Annotated in this window: 17 protein-coding genes; 16 read left to right on the top strand and 1 reads right to left on the bottom strand. The window is 58.9% G+C overall.

All coding sequences use genetic code 11. The features are described 5' to 3' along the window. Window positions 1-10 precede the first annotated feature (10 nt). From HZB29_12070 to gspN, 13 genes are all read left to right on the top strand, one after another. Complete coding sequence (locus HZB29_12070; protein MBI5816334.1) at window positions 11-673, top strand: metal-dependent transcriptional regulator; 663 nt, start codon at window positions 11-13, stop codon at window positions 671-673. 112 nt (window positions 674-785) lie between these two features. Beyond that, window positions 786-1703 carry a hypothetical protein gene (locus tag HZB29_12065; GenBank protein ID MBI5816333.1) on the top strand — a complete coding sequence of 306 codons (918 nt, stop codon included), beginning with the start codon at window positions 786-788 and terminating at the stop codon, window positions 1701-1703. Next, window positions 1700-4264 (top strand): type II secretion system secretin GspD, encoded by a 2565-nt coding sequence (gene gspD / locus HZB29_12060; protein MBI5816332.1) that lies wholly within the window; start codon window positions 1700-1702, stop codon window positions 4262-4264. The genes HZB29_12065 and gspD overlap by 4 nt, the downstream gene beginning before the upstream one ends. Continuing rightward, window positions 4261-5868, top strand: a complete 1608-nt coding sequence (gene gspE / locus HZB29_12055) for a type II secretion system ATPase GspE (GenBank protein MBI5816331.1) — start codon at window positions 4261-4263, stop codon at window positions 5866-5868. Before gspD ends, gspE begins: the two co-directional genes overlap by 4 nt. Before the next feature lie 14 nt (window positions 5869-5882). Further along, a complete protein-coding gene (gspF, locus tag HZB29_12050) occupies window positions 5883-7100 on the top strand; it encodes a type II secretion system inner membrane protein GspF (protein MBI5816330.1) in 1218 nt (405 codons plus the stop codon). A 19-nt stretch (window positions 7101-7119) separates the two neighbouring features. Then, window positions 7120-7557, top strand: a complete 438-nt coding sequence (gene gspG, locus HZB29_12045; GenBank protein MBI5816329.1) for a type II secretion system major pseudopilin GspG — start codon at window positions 7120-7122, stop codon at window positions 7555-7557. Window positions 7558-7562: 5 nt separating this feature from the next. Beyond that, a complete protein-coding gene (locus HZB29_12040; GenBank protein ID MBI5816328.1) occupies window positions 7563-8084 on the top strand; it encodes a prepilin-type N-terminal cleavage/methylation domain-containing protein in 522 nt (173 codons plus the stop codon). Continuing rightward, window positions 8050-8439 (top strand): prepilin-type N-terminal cleavage/methylation domain-containing protein, encoded by a 390-nt coding sequence (locus HZB29_12035; protein ID MBI5816327.1) that lies wholly within the window; start codon window positions 8050-8052, stop codon window positions 8437-8439. The genes HZB29_12040 and HZB29_12035 overlap by 35 nt, the downstream gene beginning before the upstream one ends. Beyond that, on the top strand, window positions 8436-9071 hold the full coding sequence (locus HZB29_12030; protein ID MBI5816326.1) for a prepilin-type N-terminal cleavage/methylation domain-containing protein: 636 nt from the start codon (window positions 8436-8438) through the stop codon (window positions 9069-9071). The genes HZB29_12035 and HZB29_12030 overlap by 4 nt, the downstream gene beginning before the upstream one ends. Further along, entirely contained in the window at window positions 9068-10000 is a 933-nt protein-coding gene (gene gspK / locus HZB29_12025; GenBank protein MBI5816325.1) for a type II secretion system minor pseudopilin GspK, read from the top strand. The genes HZB29_12030 and gspK overlap by 4 nt, the downstream gene beginning before the upstream one ends. A 1-nt stretch (window position 10001) precedes the next feature. Then, a complete protein-coding gene (locus HZB29_12020) occupies window positions 10002-11507 on the top strand; it encodes a PilN domain-containing protein (GenBank protein MBI5816324.1) in 1506 nt (501 codons plus the stop codon). 4 nt (window positions 11508-11511) lie between these two features. Then, complete coding sequence (locus HZB29_12015) at window positions 11512-12057, top strand: type II secretion system protein M (protein MBI5816323.1); 546 nt, start codon at window positions 11512-11514, stop codon at window positions 12055-12057. A gap of 8 nt (window positions 12058-12065) precedes the next feature. Further along, window positions 12066-13007 (top strand): type II secretion system protein GspN, encoded by a 942-nt coding sequence (gene gspN / locus HZB29_12010; GenBank protein MBI5816322.1) that lies wholly within the window; start codon window positions 12066-12068, stop codon window positions 13005-13007. Here gspN and HZB29_12005 read toward each other — a convergent pair. Beyond that, the gene (locus HZB29_12005; GenBank protein MBI5816321.1) at window positions 13004-13762 is read right to left on the bottom strand and encodes a Nif3-like dinuclear metal center hexameric protein; all 759 of its coding nucleotides are present in this window, start codon (window positions 13760-13762) and stop codon (window positions 13004-13006) included. The two genes, gspN and HZB29_12005, sit on opposite strands and share 4 nt — an antisense overlap. Window positions 13763-13876: 114 nt before the next feature. Here HZB29_12005 and HZB29_12000 point away from each other — a divergent pair, with 114 nt between their 5' ends. From HZB29_12000 to HZB29_11990, 3 genes are read left to right on the top strand one after another with little or no spacing between them, the layout of a single operon-like run. After that, the gene (locus HZB29_12000) at window positions 13877-14932 is read left to right on the top strand and encodes a response regulator (GenBank protein ID MBI5816320.1); all 1056 of its coding nucleotides are present in this window, start codon (window positions 13877-13879) and stop codon (window positions 14930-14932) included. Continuing rightward, on the top strand, window positions 14929-15861 hold the full coding sequence (locus tag HZB29_11995; GenBank protein MBI5816319.1) for a Ppx/GppA family phosphatase: 933 nt from the start codon (window positions 14929-14931) through the stop codon (window positions 15859-15861). Before HZB29_12000 ends, HZB29_11995 begins: the two co-directional genes overlap by 4 nt. Next, on the top strand, window positions 15858-16679 hold the full coding sequence (locus tag HZB29_11990; GenBank protein ID MBI5816318.1) for a tetratricopeptide repeat protein: 822 nt from the start codon (window positions 15858-15860) through the stop codon (window positions 16677-16679). The genes HZB29_11995 and HZB29_11990 overlap by 4 nt, the downstream gene beginning before the upstream one ends. The last annotated feature ends 2 nt before the right edge of the window (window positions 16680-16681 follow it).

Below are 16681 nucleotides of genomic sequence, written 5' to 3'. Positions count from 1 at the left end.
AAAGGCCGATATGGGCGGAGATGAAGACCGTTTCCGGAAAGACGAGTTCCTGGAGATGCTGTGGCATCTGGACGAGTGCCACGACCTCACCCTTGAATCATTGAGGACCCACGACCAGACCGGGGAGTTTGAAAAATCGCTCACTGATTTTTCGGCAAGCGGCGTGGTGCTTTTCGACGGGACCAATATCGAGCTTACGGACAAAGGACGTGAAGTGGCGCGGGACATTATCCGGCGCCACCGCCTCGCCGAAAGATTGGTGGCGGACGTGCTAAACGTGGCCCCGAACGAGACGGAGAACGCCGCATGCGAGTTCGAGCATGTGCTGGCGCCGGAGCTTGTGGAGTCCATATGCATCCTGCTTGGCCATCCGCGCACATGCCCCCACGGCTCCCCCATCCCAAAAGGGAAATGCTGCGAGGAAGAGCGCAGGACAGTGGACAGCATGGTGATGCCGTTAAGCTCCCTGAAGGCCGGCGAAGAGGCCCGCATCGCCCATATCAACACCCCCCACGAAGGGAGGATGTTCAAGTTGTTGTCGCTTGGCATCGCCCCCGGAGCCATGGTGAAAGTGAGCCAGAAAAAGCCGACCATGGTGCTGGAGGTGAACAAGACGCTCGTGGCCATAGAGAATACGATAGGTGACGATATAAGCGTGTGGCGGGGCAAATAAAAAGATAATTTTCCACCATTTAGCCACTTTTTATCCAGTATTTACTAAAATCACGCTCCCCTGTCCGTACCACTCCCAATGGTGTCGTGTGGCCAAACGATAAAGTGAACGGATGAAGATACGGATACCGAAACGAGGATGGACGGCAATCCACCTGTTTACAATAGGTTGGATTGCGTGGGTGACCGCCGGGGCGGCTTCGGCGATCATAGCGGCAAGCTTTGCGTCCGCTCCCAAACCAGCTTTGGCCAAACCTGCGCCCCAGCCTTTCCGTCCTGTTCCCCCGGCGGCGGAAACGGACTATGGCTTTATTATTCAAAAGAATATATTCAACTCGGCCCAGCGGCCGGAGGAAACGGTGGACAGCGGCCCGGCGATGGGCTCTATGCTGGGGGGGGGCTCGGACTTGCGTGCGCCGAAAACTTCCCTTCCTTTAAAACTGGTGGGCACAGTGATTGATCCGGAAGGGAAATACCGGCTGGCCGCCATAGAGTTGCAGGATAGCAAGGAACAAAAACTTTTCAAGATGGGGGACCAGGTTTCCGGAGCCATGATATCCGCCATTTTCAGGAACAAACTGATCTTGAACCGGCAGGGGCGGATGGAGTCTTTGGAGGTTGAATTCGGCGAGGGGGCCGGAATGGGGGGCAGGGGCGCCGCAATGGCGGCCAAGGGAACGCCAGGCCAGGACGTGAGCCAGTTGTCAGACACCGATTACTCCGTATCCAAACGGTACCTGGAATCGCAACTGGCCTCCATGAACCAGCTTTTGACCGACGTGCGCGCGGTGCCCAACATGACCAAGGAAGGGGCCACCGACGGATTCAAGATTTTTGCGATACGCAAAGGTTCGCTGTTCGACAAGATCGGGTTGCAGAACCAGGACGTGGTCAAAAGGATAAACGGCATAGAGTTAAACTCCGCGGAAAAGGGGCTGGAGCTTTTCCAGGCCCTCCGCAATGAGACGGATTTCAACGTAGATCTTGTGCGGAACAGTCAAAAATCATCCATGAGGTTCAGCGTGCAATGACCGGACAGACCCGAATCAAAAAAAGAAAGACCATCGCGGCGCTGCTTTTGACCGCCGCCATCCTGGCCATCGCGGCCGGATCGCGCATGGCCGCCGCACAGCAGCAGGAGGTGGTGGACGATGGGGCGCAGGCGGCCCAGCAGCCCGCCCCGGAGGCGCCACAGCCCCCACAGGCCCCCGCCGCGCCTCCTCCTCCCCCGTTTTCCCAGCAACAGCCCCCCGCAACGCCGGTGATGCAGGCAAAGCCCCGGCCAGATATGGCCCGGCCTGATATGCCAAAGCCGGACATGGCGCGGCCGGATGCGCCTGTCCCCCCTCCACCTCCATCACCAGCCGGGGGGATCGCCAACAAGGTGGACATGTCCACCCGGGCCGAACCTTTGAAATCGGGCGAAAAGGTGAATATTGATTTTAGCGATATGGACATCAAGCTTGTCGTGAAGTTCATCGCGGAGATCACCGGACGCAACTTCGTAATAGACGAAAAAGTGAAAGGCAAAGTGACCATCGTATCGCCCCAGCCCGTCACTGCGGCGGAGGCTATACGGGTGCTGGAGTCCACGCTGGAGGTCCACGGCTATTCCCTGGTGGAAGCAGGGCGGGTGATAAAGGTGGTGCCGGCCATGGACGCCCGCCAGCGCGGCTCCTTCAAGCCATCCGCCATGATGGGCGACAGGATGATCACAAGGCTGTTCCCGCTGAAATATGTGAAGGCCGACGACATAGTGAACGTGTTGCGCCCCCTTGTCCCCAGCTATAGCTTCATCACGGCATTTGGCGCCACCAACACGGTGATAATCGTGGACAACGCCTCCAACGTGGAAAAACTGGCCGCCATCCTCGACCAACTGGACTCGCAGACCCATGAGGAGATCACCGCCGTCATCCAGCTAAAGTACGCCGGGGCGAAAGACCTGGCCGACAAGGTGGAAAAGATATTCAAGACGCGCAACGTAAAAAGCGGAGGGACGGCCGCTCCGGCGGCTGGTCAGGCCGCGGCAGGAGCCCAGACGGCCACCGGAGGATGGAGCCAGGCGGAGGTGATGGTGATGGCGGACGAGCGGATCAACGCGCTCATCGTGATCGCCGCAAAGCCGATGATGGAGCAGATACAATCGCTTGTTGACCGGCTGGACGTGAAACCGGAGACCGGGCGAGGCGGCGTGAACGTGCGCTACCTGAAGAACGCGGACGCGGAGAACGTGGCCAAAGTGCTAAACAACATGACCCTGGCCCAGCCCGCCACGGCCCAGGCAGGCAGGCAGGGCGCCCCCTCGCAGGCGCTCAAGCTGCAGGACAAGGTGACCATCACGCCGGACAAGATCACAAACTCCCTTGTGATCACAGCCTCCGTGGACGATTACGAGACCCTCAACCAGGTGATAGACAAGCTGGACATCCGCCGCAAGCAGGTGTTCGTGGAGACGCTTATCATGGAAGTCTCCAGCGACAAGACGCGGGAGTTAGGCATAGAGTGGCGCACCACTTCCAACTTCACCAACACCGGCGTGCAGGGGATCGGCGGCACGAACTACGGCAACATCAACACCGTGGCGCAAAACCCCCTCAACGCCCCGCAGGGGCTGACGGTGGGCGTTGTGGACGGCCTGATATCCTTTGGCGGGGCGGAGTTCCTCAACATCGGGGCGCTGCTTCACGCCATGCAGTCGGAAAGCGGGGTGAACGTGCTGTCCACGCCGAACATCATGACCACCGACAACGAAGAGGCCGAAATCATCGTGGCCAAGAACGTGCCGTTCCAGACAAGCCAGTCGCAGACCACGGGGGGCAACGTGGTGTCCACCTTCGAGCGCAAGAACGTGGGTATCACTTTGAAGATAAAGCCGCAGATATCCGACTCCGGCGAGGTGCGCATGGCCGTGTACCAGGAGATTTCATCGGTGCTCCCCACCGCCGACCAGGTGGCCAAGGACATCATGACGTTCACCCGTTCGGTGAAGACCACGGTTGTCGTTCATGATTCGCAGAACATTGTCATCGGCGGGCTGATGAGTGACGACCTTACCGACCAGGAGACGAAGATACCCTTCTTCGGCGACGTGCCGCTGTTCGGCTGGCTGTTCAAATCGGCGAAGAAGCAAAAGACCAAGACGAACCTGATCGTCTTCCTCACGCCGCACATTATCACCAAGGCGGAGGACGCTGACGCGGTGACCAACTCCAAGCGGGGCAAGATTTCCGTGAACACCCAGCTTGAAGGTGATTTTGGAAGCGCCGTAAAAGAGGTCAAGGAACCAGCCGCGGAAAAAGCCGCGCCAGTGGAAAAAAAGCTGGAGGAGAAAAAATCCGGGGTGAAGGAAAAGGTGGAGCAGCCTGTGCCCGTTGCGCCCGCTGAAAAGCCGGCTGAATCGGCGGCGGGCGAAGTAGCCGCGCCGGAGCAGCCATCCCCGCTGGATGCTGAGCCAGCCGCGCCGGTCCAACCGGAAAAACCGGTGGACGCTCCTTCCGGAGAAAGCCAGGCTCCATCGCCGCCCCCCGCTCCTGAGCCAGATGGAGAGGTGGAACTTGTTGAACCGGGTAACGCCGGGGCCCCTTTATGAACTCCGGACCGGACACAGCGCTGGCCCCGGGTGAAAGCGGCTCCGTTTCGCCAAACAGGGCCATCGCCGACGAGCTTGGCCTCGGCTGGATTGAAGCGGTGGACGTTAAATCGCTGGACCCGGAGCTTGTGGCCAGAACGCCGTTCCAGTTCGCAAGGGACAACATACTGCTGCCGTTAAAGCTTGAGGAAGGGCGTCTTGTGGTGGCAACCGGCAGGCCGGACGATCCGCGCCCAATGGCGGACTTGCGGCTTATCTACGGCGTGCCGGTGGAGGCCGTGGCCACGGACTTGGACGGGCTGATGGACGCCATCAACAAGGCCTATGACATGTCCGCCGGATCAGCCAACGAGATCATGAGCGACATCGCCGGCGAGGCGGACCTTTCGGCCATAGTCCACGACCTGCCGGAGGACCTGCTGGAAACGTCCGCCGAGGCGCCGGTGATACGGCTGGTAAATTCCATCCTTGTGCAGTCGGCAAAGGAAAAAGCGTCGGACATACATATAGAGCCATACGAGCGCGACCTTGCGGTGCGGTTTCGCATAGATGGTACGCTGCGAAACGTGGTCAAGCCGCCGAAGAAATTCCAGTCTCTCATCGTGTCGCGCATAAAGATCATGGCCGGGCTCGACATCGCGGAAAAGCGGCTGCCGCAGGACGGCAGGCTCAAGATCGTCATCGCGGGCAAGGAGATAGACGTGCGCGTGAGCGTTATCCCCACCTCCCACGGGGAGCGGGTGGTGATGCGCCTTCTGGACAAGTCCACCATGCTCGTCGGCTTCGGCCAGCTTGGGATGCCAGCGGACGTACGGGACGTGATAGAAAAACTCATCCGCTCCCCCCACGGGATCATCCTGGTCTCAGGTCCCACGGGATCGGGCAAGACCACCACGCTGTATTCGGCGCTATCGTCCATCAACTCGCCGGACAAGAACATCATCACCGTGGAAGACCCGGTGGAATACCAGCTGGGCGGGATCGGGCAAATGCAGGTGAACGCCAAGGTGGGGCTCACATTCGCCTCCGGGCTCCGCTCCATACTAAGGCAGGATCCTGACGTGATAATGGTGGGCGAAATACGCGACAGGGAGACGGCGCAGATAGCGGTGCAGGCGGCGCTCACAGGCCACCTTGTCTTCTCCACCATACATACGAACGACGCCGCCGGGGCCGTCACACGGCTTGTGGACATGGGGATAGAGCCTTTCCTGATCTCCTCGTCCCTCACAGCCTCGCTGGCGCAAAGACTGGTGCGCTCGCTATGTCCCGCGTGCAGAAAACAATATAAACCTAGCGATGAACATTTCGCAAAACTCGGGGTGGACCGGGGAAGATTCGCCCCGGACACGGTCTTTTACCATCCGGCCGGATGCGCCGAATGCGCGAACTCCGGATACAAAGGGCGGCTTGGCATTTTCGAGGTGCTGCTGATAGACGATGAGATCCGCTCGCTGATAACGCAGCGGGCGGACGCTTCCATGATACGCCGCGCCGCCGCCGCCAAGGGCTTTAAGAGCATGCGGGAACAGGCGGCGGAGAGCGTGATGTCCGGGGCCACATCGCTTGAAGAAGTTGTGCGGGTCACATCGGACTGGGATTGATGAAGGTATAGACGATGCCGGTATTCGAATATAAAGGTTACGACACGGCCGGGGCCAAAGCCGCCGGGATCATAGACGCGGACAGCCCCCGCTCCGCCCGTACGAAGCTCAAACAGAAGGGCCTTTTGATAACCACCCTGGCGGAGGACACCGGGCGGCGGGAGCTTCTGGCCAATCCGCTTAAAAGCCTTACCGACCGCATATCCACAAAGGACGTCATCGTGTTCACCCGGCATCTGGCCACCCTTTCCACCGGAGGGCTGACGCTGGTGGAGTCTTTGGACGCGCTCATCGAGCAGACTTTGAACGTGCGGTTCAAGAAAATCGTCACCGGCATCCGCGAAAAGGTGATGCAAGGTTCACCATTGGCCGGGGCGATGGCGGAATATCCGGACCAGTTTGATCCGCTGTATGTGAACCTTGTGCGGGCCGGAGAGGCATCCGGGTCGCTGGACGTGACGCTCAACCGCCTTGCCACCTTCGGCGAGGAACGGCTCCGGCAACGTTCCAAGGTCACGGCGGCGATGATATACCCGGCGGTGATGACACTGATCGGAAGCGGTGTGCTGCTGTACCTGCTGGCGTACGTCACCCCCAAGGTGCAGTCCATGTTCGAGGACATGCGCCAGGGGCTGCCCATGCCCACCGTCATATTGCTGTTCGTATCGGACATCCTTTCAAAATGGTGGTGGGCGCTGATAGGGATCCTGATCGGGCTTGGAATATGGATCAAGCGCCACCTTAAGACCAAAGAGGGCAAGGAACGTTTTGATACGGCGATTTTAAAATTGCCCGTGTTCGGAGAATTGGCGCGGGCAGCCGCCATCGGCAGGTTCGCCAGGGCGCTGTCCACGCTGCTTAAAGGGGGGGTGCCGCTGATTGAATCTTTGAAGGTGACCGGCGGTGTGGTGGGGAACACCCTTATCGAAAAGGCCATCGAAGGGGCGATCGTGAACATCACCGAGGGCCAGCCCATCGCCGCGCCATTGCGCCGCTCCGGGCTTTTCCCTCCGCTGGTGACGCAGATGATAGACGCCGGGGAGCGCACCGGGTCGCTGCCGGACATGCTGGAAAAAATATCCGACGCGTACGAATTCGAGGTGGAAACGGCCCTGTCGGCGATAACGTCGCTGGTGGAGCCTGTGCTCATATTGGTGATGGGGGCGGTGGTCGGCTTTATAGTCATGGCCATACTGCTCCCCATATTCGAGTTAAGCCAGGTGGTCAAATAGATAAAGGAGAAGAGGCAAAATGACATTGGCACAAAGGAGCCGCGCCGGCTTCACGCTTATAGAGATACTCGTTGTGGTGGTGATCCTTGGCATACTGGCCACGGTGATCGTCCCCCGGATCATGGGGCGGCCGGAAGAGGCGCGCATCACGAAGACAAAGACGGACATCAAGGCGATAGAGACCGCGCTAAACATGTACAAGATAGACAATGGAGTTTTCCCCACGACGGAAATGGGCCTTACGGCCCTGGTGAGCAAGCCCACCTCCGGCCAGATCCCCAAAAACTGGCGGCCGGAAGGATATCTTGCCAAGACGCCGAAAGATCCGTGGGGGAACGAGTATATGTACATCTCACCGGGAACCCGCGGCGAGTATGACCTTGTGTCCAAAGGTTCCGACGGCGAGATCGGCGGCGAAGGGAACAACGCCGACATCAACAGCTGGGAGATAGACTGACGGCCATGCGGCGGCGCGGCGGGTTCACGCTCATCGAGATTATGGTGGTGATGGTGATCATCGCCGTCATGGCGGGGCTGCTCGTGCCGCGTCTGCCGGACGTGGGCGCATCGCGGCTGAAGTACGGGGCGCGGAAGATCGCCGGTACCATATCGTACATGTACGACAGGGCGGCGGCCACCGGCATGGTGTACCGGCTGACGATGGACATGGAGAAAAACGAGTTTAACGTGTGGCTTTTGAACAAGGAGAACGTTTTCGAGGAGACGCGGCTGCCCTTTGCCAAAAAGACGAAGCTTTCCGGCCAACTGCATATCGCCGGCGTGCAGACCGCCGGGGAGGGCAAGGCGGTGAAAGGCGAAGCGGCGATCCACTTTTATCCCGGAGGGTTCACCGAGGAGGCGGCCATATACCTGACCGACGAGGCGGGGCGAGAGATGACGCTCACCGTGGCGCCGCTCACGGGGCGGGTGAAAATATTGGAAGGTTACCATGCGCTCAAGATATTCACGGCCAGGCCTGTTTGACACGGCGGGGTTCACCCTGCTGGAGGTGGTGGTGGCCATGGCGATACTTTCCATCGCGCTGGTGACGCTGCTTTCGGCGAACAACAAGGCGCTTTTGATGAATGCGGAGGCGGTCTCGCTCACCGACGCGGTGACGCTGGGGCGCGAGGAGATGGAGAAACTTTACATGGGCCAATTGCCGGAGGCTGGGGTCTCGGAGAAAAAGACGCGGGAGGACTATCCGGCCTACGCCTGGCGCGTGGAGGTGAAGGAGACCCCCTTTGGCGGCGTGTGGGAGACGGGCGTTTATGTGTTTGGCGCAAATGACGGGAAAGAGCGCCGGATTTTCAGGCTCAAGGCGTACATGCAGAAATGAAAACGGGACACAAAACGGGCTTCACGCTGATCGAGACGCTTATCGCGGTGGCGATCATGGCCATCATCGGCACAATGGTGTTCGGCTCCTTCTCCGCCGTGCTGGGCGCGGGGCGGGGGGTGGAGGAGCAGGCGGAGCTTTATCACACGGCGCGCTTTATCATCCGCAAGATGTCCGAGGACCTTTCGTCCGCCGCAATGTACACGAACAACACCCAGGGAATCTTTTCCGGCAAGGGGGAGAAAATCGGCGGCGAGGAGTTAAGCCAGCTGAAATTCACGGGCTTTGGCGGCCGTATGGCAGGGCCGGACACGGGGAGCGACCAGGCGCAGATCGTCTGGTACACCGTCTCCGATCCGGAAACGAAAATACTCACCCTCGTCCGCTCCGAAAATCCGTACGTAATCGACCTGGAGTCGTCCAAAGAAATGGCCGGAGCGATGGAGGTGACGGACAAAATCAAATCTTTCCGCCTGCGCTATTACGCCAACGGCGAGTGGGCGGACACATACGATTCGAAAAACAAGGGGGGCGCGCTTCCCCAGGCGGTGAGCCTCGAATTTGAGCTGGCCGATGAAACGGGCCGCTCCGTGAAAAAACAGGCGCTCATGCCCGTGGGGGGGAAATCATGAGAATCGCGCGTCCTTTGTCCAACAGGGGGGGGATGGCCCTGATCCTCACCATCACCGTGGTGGCGCTATTGACCATCGCCATTTTCGACATGTTCAACAAGGCGTGGATACAATCGGCGCTGGCGGCCGGTTTCCGGGACGACACGCGCGCGCTGTACGCCGCCCGCTCCGGCCAGGCGGCGGCCAAACTTATCCTGATGGAGGACGCGAAAAAGGGATTGCCCCGGGACGCGCTCACGGACGAGTGGGCTCAAAGCTCCATTCCCATACCGCTGGACGACGAATATGCTTTCGTGTCCATACGGGACGAGTCCGGCAAGCTGGACTTGAACAGGCTCACATCCGACAGGGGCTATCCGGAAGACAGATGGATCCCTGTATTCCAGCGGCTTCTCAAGATACTGGAGCTGGACGAAGGACTGGCCGATAGCCTTGTGGACTGGATGGACTCCAACCCGGAGCCGCGCTCCAACGGGGCCGAGGACGGCTATTACCTTTCGCTTAAAAAACCGTACAAGGCCAAGAACGCCAGGCTCGACTCCGTGGACGAGCTTGCGCTGGTAAAAGGATTCGCCCCGGAAACAATACGCAAGCTTCGCCCGTACGTCACGGTGTGGTCGGAGGGGGCCGTCAACGCAAACACGGCGGAGGAGAAGGTGCTAATGGCCCTGGACGAAGACATCAGCGATGATGTGGCCAAGGGGATAATCCGGGAGCGGACGGCCAGCCCTTTCACCGTGAAGGAAGATATCAAGCGCGTGCCGGGCGTTTCGGACCTGTATCCGAAAATATCGCTCCTTATCGGAGTGAAAAGCGACTATTACTCCGCCGAGTCGGCCGCCACATTCGGCGAAACGTCCCGGATGATCCGCGCGGTTTACCGGCGCAGCTCAAGCTCGGTGGACGTGCTTTACTACAAGGTGTTTTAAAATGCGAATATTCGGGATAGACATCGGGACGGCAAACATCAAGGTTGCCGTGGTGGAAAAGCGTTTCCGGGGCCACGAGGTGCGGAATGTCGTCAAGTTCGGCCTGGATACGCCCGGCAAAATCGAGGCAACGCTTTCTGGCGCCCTGCGGAGCCTTGATTTCGATCCTGCGGAAGACCATGTGGCGGCGGTTTTCCCGGCGGACAAGATCACCAGCCGCTCTGTGCGCATGCCCTTCGTAAAAGCGCGCCAGATAAGCGACGCGCTGCCGTTCGAGCTGGAGTCGCTTTCACCTTTCGATGCGGACGATTTTGTGTGCGCGTGGTCGCCTGTCGAGGTGAACTCCGGGATCACCCGCGTTTTAGGCGCGCTTGCCCTTAAAAGCGACATGGCCGCGTTCATCGAGACGCTGAAAATTTCCGGAGCGGACCCGGACTGGATAATTCCATCCCAGGCCGCCATCTCGCAATCCGTTGCCAATCCCGCCGCCACGTGGGCTCTTGCGCTGGAATTTGACAATAAGAACGCAAGCATAGTGATATTGAAAAACGGCGCCGCCGCCTTGTTCCACACCGCGCCTGTTGATGTGGAAACCATTTTGAGCCACGACAAGGCGCTGAAAACCGGGACGGGCGGGAAACTTGAGAGCTTGAAGGCCAATTGGGACAAGCCGCTAAAAAAATTCGCAAATGACGTTTCAAGAGAAATAAAAATGGCGCAAATCGCCGCCGCCCGTGACGACGAAAGTTTCACCCCCGTAAAAAATGTGATCATTTGCGGAGAGATCGGAAACGCGCAGGCCGTCGGGTGGGCGCTGGAGGAGGAGCTTGGCTTTGTGGTGGAGAGAGTGGATTCATCCATCCCGATGACGCCGCAAGAAAAGGCCCCGGTTTTCGCGGCGGCGCTTGGGGCGGCGGTGGCGGTTTGCGAGTCCATGGACAGCCGGGAAAAGACGGTCATGAACCTTCGCACAGGCCAGTTCGCAAAAAAGAAACGGTTCACAGGCGACAGGAGGCAAATCGCCGTCACCGGTGTATTGCTGGCGATTCTATTGGCGGCCGGGGCCATATCGTACATATCCGGGGAGATCAGGCTTGGACGCAAGTACGATGGATTGAAGACCGCGCTGCGGGCGGAGTTCAAGCGCGCGATGCCGGAGGTGACCAACATCGTATCCGAAATCCAGCAGATGAAAAGCAGCCTGAAGGACATGGAGAACAGGGCGGGCGCCCTTGGCCCGGCGCTTGCGGAAAAAGATCCGTTCCTCGACAGGCTTGGGGAAATAACATCCTCCGTCCCGGAGAACACCCGGCTGGACACGGACGAACTGACATACGAGTGGGGCAAAGTTTCTATCACCGGCAGGACCGAGTCTTTCGACAAGGTGGAGCTATACAAAAAGCGGCTGGAGAAACTTGGATGGGTGAAAAAAGCGGCGGTGGAAGGGGTGAAGGCCTCTGCCACAGGCCAATCGGTGGACTTCAAGATTTCGCTGGAGGCCAACTGAAAATATGATTTCGATGAATAACATCCGGAACATGGAGCCCAGGGAGCGCAACATGGTGATGGCGGCGGCGGCGTTCATCGCCCTCACCATCCTATGGGTGGGCGTTTATGAGCCACTTGCGGCGCGGCGGGCCACCATGAAAAATAAGATAGAGACCAAGGCCGAAGAGCTGGCCGAAGCTTCGGCGCTTTCCGGAAGGATGGAGTCGTTGCGCGCCGGTCTTAATAAACTGGAGGCGGACGTGCGCCGCCGCCCGCAGGGACTTTCGCTGGTGGGGGAAATAGAGGGGCTGGCGCAGATGACCGGGGCGCGGGAAAACATCACCGGGATAACACCCCAGCAGCCGCAGACCGCCGGGAACATCAAAGAAACGCTTCTGGACGTGAACATGCAGAAGATCACGCTGGCGCGGCTGGTGCGGTTCGCCGAAGGAGTGCGCAATTCCGATGCGTCTCTCCGGGTGAAACGGGTCTCCATAAAACCCCAATTCAAGGATCCGTCGCTTCTGGACGTCTCCATAACAATCGCGGGATATGAGGCTGCGCAATGAAAGCGGTGATGTCAAAATTGAAAGCCCCGCAAATTAAAGTCCCGGCATGGCTGCGCCCGGCGCTGGAAAAGGTGAAATCTCGGCTTTCGGACATGCCGGAGCTTTCGCGCTATTCGGGCTACATATTTTTCTTTATCGCGGCGTTCGCGGTGTTTTTCTATGTCCGGTTCCCGTCGGACATCCTGATGTCCGTCGTCGAAAAAGTTTCCACCGGAGCTCCGGTGATTATAAAAGCGAAAGACGCGTCGTTATCTTTCCCCCCCGGCGTCAAACTTTACGATGCGGCAATATCGCTCCCCGATCCGGGGCGTAACGTGGAGATACTCTCCGCCAGAAGCGTCACCGCCCGGCCATCCATACTCTCGGCGCTGATGTTGAAAAAAGGCATCTCCATTTCGGCGTCCACTCTGGACGGCTGGATTTATTTTGCCGGCTCCGGATTCGGCAAGGATGGCTCAAAACTCACCCTTGAGCTCGATGGCGTGAATCCGGCGCTTATGTCCATATGGAAAGAGGAGGGGTGGGGCAAGGTGCGCGGCCGAGTGGACGGATACGGTGAGATATCGCTCCCCGCCGCCGGGCTTATTAAAGGTGACGGAAGCTTCAAGGCGACCCTTTCGTCCGGGTCGCTGATGTTGTCAAAGGTGCTTGTCGGCCCATTGGGCGAAACACCGATAGATTCCGGTATTGTGGACATAGTCCTCAAGTCCGGCAAGGCCGTTTTCAACCGGTGCGAGTTCAAGGGGCCGATGTTCGACTTTTCGGTGGAGGGTGAAATCATCCCCGCGCCCGATCCCCGGTTTTCCCGGCTTGCCTTGAAGGCGCACATCCGCCTGACAGGCCAGCTTGGGGAGAAGCTTTCGCCGTTGCTGTCATTCTTCCCGAAAGGGCCGGACGGCGCCACAATAGTGAAAATCAACGGGACGATCGCCACCCCGTCATTTGGTTAGATCGGATTGGGAATGTCCACGAACTCCACCGGCACGCCGAACTTCTCCGATATCACCTCGCCTAACGCCATCACGCCGAACCGTTCGGTGGCGTGATGCCCGGCGGCAACATAATGTATCTTCTCCTCCCGGGCCAGATGGTATATCCATTCCGGCTCCTCGCCGGTGATGAACATGTCCGCCCTGCGCTCTATCGCCTCACGCACAAGCTCCGGGGCCGCGCCGGAGCATATGGCCACTGATTTTATTTCACCCGGGCCGAAGGCGTGGAACCGGGCCGCGGGATTGATCTTCTCCTTAACTGTCTCCATGAACGCCGCTATTTTCACCGGCGCGGCCGTTTTCGCGGCGTAGCCGATGCTCTTGCCGTGATAGTCGCCGAAAGGCTCCGCGTCCACAAGCCCCAGCCTTTTGACCAACTGGATATTATTGCCGGACACTGGGTGCCTGTCCAGCGGCAGGTGGTATGCGATGAGCGAAAGATCGTTTTCCAGCAGCAGTTTCACCCGTTCCTTAAGGCTTCCTTTCAAAACCCTCGGTTCCGAATCCCAGAACATGCCGTGGTGGACCAGCACGGCGTCCGCCTTTCGTTTCACCGCCTCGCCAAAAAGAGCGGCGCAGGCCGACACGCCTGAAACGATCTTCCCCACTTCCCCTCTCCCCTCCGCCTGCAGCCCCTGCGGGCAATAGTCCTTTATGGAGCCAGTGTCCAGGTAGGAATCGGTGAAAGCGATTATCTCGTGAAGGGACGCCATGGAAAAATCTCCGTAAAAGGATTTTCGGATATAATCAACAAGGGGATTTTATCTTAATTTAGGGGCTTTCCCACAAATTGAGCGCCGGGATAGGCGTTTTGCTATAATTCATCCATGGAAAAAACAGGTTTTGGTAAACTTCTCCTCGTTGACGACGAGGAGAGCGTCCGCAAGGTGCTCGAGCGCCGTTTCGGAAAGATGGGCTACGAATGCGTCACCGCAGTGGACGGGGCAGACGCCGTTGAAAAAGTGAAGGAGTCCGTTTTTGACGCCGTGGTCACCGACGTGAAGATGCCGGTGATGAGCGGGGTGGACATGATACCCCACATAAGGGCCATCGACCCCAACCTTTCAATAATACTGCTCACGGCGTTCGCCGACGTGGACGTGGCCATCCAGGCCCTCCGGCACGGCGCGTTCGATTTCCAGTTCAAGCCCATGGAATTCGACAGGCTCACCCTGAGCGCCGCCAACGCCGTGGAACGCACCAGGCTTTTGCGCGAAAAGATCGAGTACACGAAAAACCTGGAGGAGAAAGTCCGGGAACGCACGGCGCAGCTGGAGGAGAAAAACCAGCGGCTCAGAAAATTCTTTTACGAGACCGTCATGGCGCTCGTCTCCGCCGTGGAGGCAAAGGACAAATACACCGAGGGTCATTCCTGGCGCGTGGCGGACAACGCAAAGGCTGTGGCGCGCGAGATGGGATTGGGTGACGCGGAGGCTGAAAACATATATCTGGCCGGGATGCTCCATGACATCGGCAAAATAGGCATACCGGACCGTGTGTTGCTAAAACCCGGCATTTATACGGACGAGGAACGGGCCGCCATGCAGTCGCACCCAACGATGACCGCGGCCATCCTCTCGAACGTGGAGGACTTCCAGGACATCGTGCGCATAGCGCTGCACCATCATGAAAAGTTCTCCGGCGGCGGATACCCTGTGGGCATATCCGGCTCCGCCATCCCCCTGGGGGCGCGGATCATAACGGTGGCCGACGCCTTTGACGCCATGTTGTCCACCCGCCCATACAGGCCCAAAATGCGGATGGCCGACGCAATTGAACAGCTCCGCCTCGGAAGCGGCTCCCATTTCGATCCCGACGCGGTGGAAAAGTTTTTAGGGCTCCTGGAGCAGGACGCCATATTGTTTGAAACGGAAAGAAAATGACCCGCGCCGCCGCAGTGGACCTGGGCACGAACACCGTGCGCATGCTGGTGGCCGAGCGCGCCGGAAACGGCTTTTCGCAGGTTTATTCCGGGCAGGTGATCACGCGGCTTGGCGAGAGGCTGCACGTCACGGGTAAACTCGATCCCAAAGCGATTAAAAGGACCGTGGACGGGGTGGCCGGACTGTTGCGCGAAGCGGAGCGGTTCCGCCCTTTTGAATTGACCATAGCGGCCACGTCGGCTGCCCGGGACGCATCCAACACGGCGGAGCTTGACGCGCTTTTGCAAAAGACCGCCGGGGTGTCCCTCACGGTGATCCCTTGGGAGGAGGAGGCGCATCTGGCGCTCACCGGAGCCGCGCTGGCTGTCGGAAAAGAGGACGGGAGGTTCATCCTTTTCGACGTGGGGGGCGGAAGCACGGAATACATCCTGGCGGAGGAGGGCCGGGCCGCCGCATCATACGGGACCAACCTTGGAGTCGTGCGCCTGGCGGAGACATACATCACAAAACATCCGGTGGAAGACGCTGAATACTGCCGCCTTGTGGACGAAGTGGAGACCACCGTGGACATGGTGTTCAACAACCTTCCGGTGCGTGATGTGACGCTGGTGGGAACAGCCGGGACCATAACCTCCATCGCCGCAATGGACATGAACATGGTGGAATACGATCCTGTCCGCATAAACGGATACAAATTGACGGCGGACGCCGTAGAATCGCTCAGAAACAAGATATGTTCCATGACCCTTGAGGAGCGCTCCCGGATTCCATCTCTGAAAAACGGACGGGAGGACCTTATCGTCCCGGGATTCGCCATCCTGCTGGCCACGATGCAGGCGGCGGGGGCGGACCATATCATTGTATCGGACTACGGCCTGCGCGAAGGATTGGTGATGAAAATGCTTGGCGGAAAGACATTCAGTCCATGAAAAGGCCGGCCTTGGCCATCGCCGCCGCGGTTCTTTCGTACGGATTCGGCGATCCGGCCTATTTCGCCAACCGCAAAGGGAACGATCTTTACGCGAAGGGGGAATATAAAGAGGCGCTGGAAAGCTACAAGCTTGCCGGAACCCTTGACCCTCGGTCCAGGGAGATAGATTTCAACTTGGGGGAGGCGTTCTACAAGCTTGGGAATTACGGCGAATCCGCCAAGTCCTTCGAGCGGGCGGCCGAATCAAAGGATCCCGCCCTCAAAAAAAGCGCCGTCGCCGGCCAGGGGGCCGCGTTTTACAAGGCGGGCGATCATGCCTTGCAGACCGGGCGGGCGGACATGGCGGTGGGCCTTCTGGAAAAATCGGTGGCGGGATTCAAGTCCGCCATCCTGGCCGATCCGGCGGACGGAAATGTGAAAAAGGGGCTGGAACTGGCCTTGGCAAAGCTGGACGAAGCGAGAAAAAAGGCGAACATGAACCAATCGCCAAAGGACCAGGACGACAAGGATAATAGCGCGAAAGACGACAGCGAAAAAAAGGACAACCAGAGCGGTCAGCAACAGCGGCCACAGGAACAGGCCAAGGACCAGCAGGACGGGAAAAGCGGCGATTCCGGACACCCGGAAGAAAAAGACAAAGGCAAAAAAGACCAGGGAAACGGCGATGAAAAGGATGGCAAAGATGGCGCGGAAGGCATGACCGGGGAGCAGGCCAGCCAGGTGCTATCCGCAGTGGCGGCTGACGAAAAAAACCTTCGCAACAAAATCCGCAACAGGATGATGAAGGAAACTCCAAGACAGGGAAAGGACTGGTGACC

The sequence above is a fragment of the Nitrospinota bacterium genome (assembly GCA_016235255.1).
Taxonomy (GTDB): domain Bacteria; phylum Nitrospinota_A; class UBA7883; order UBA7883; family JACRLM01; genus JACRLM01.
This window is presented reverse-complemented; position numbering and strand designations above follow the sequence as displayed.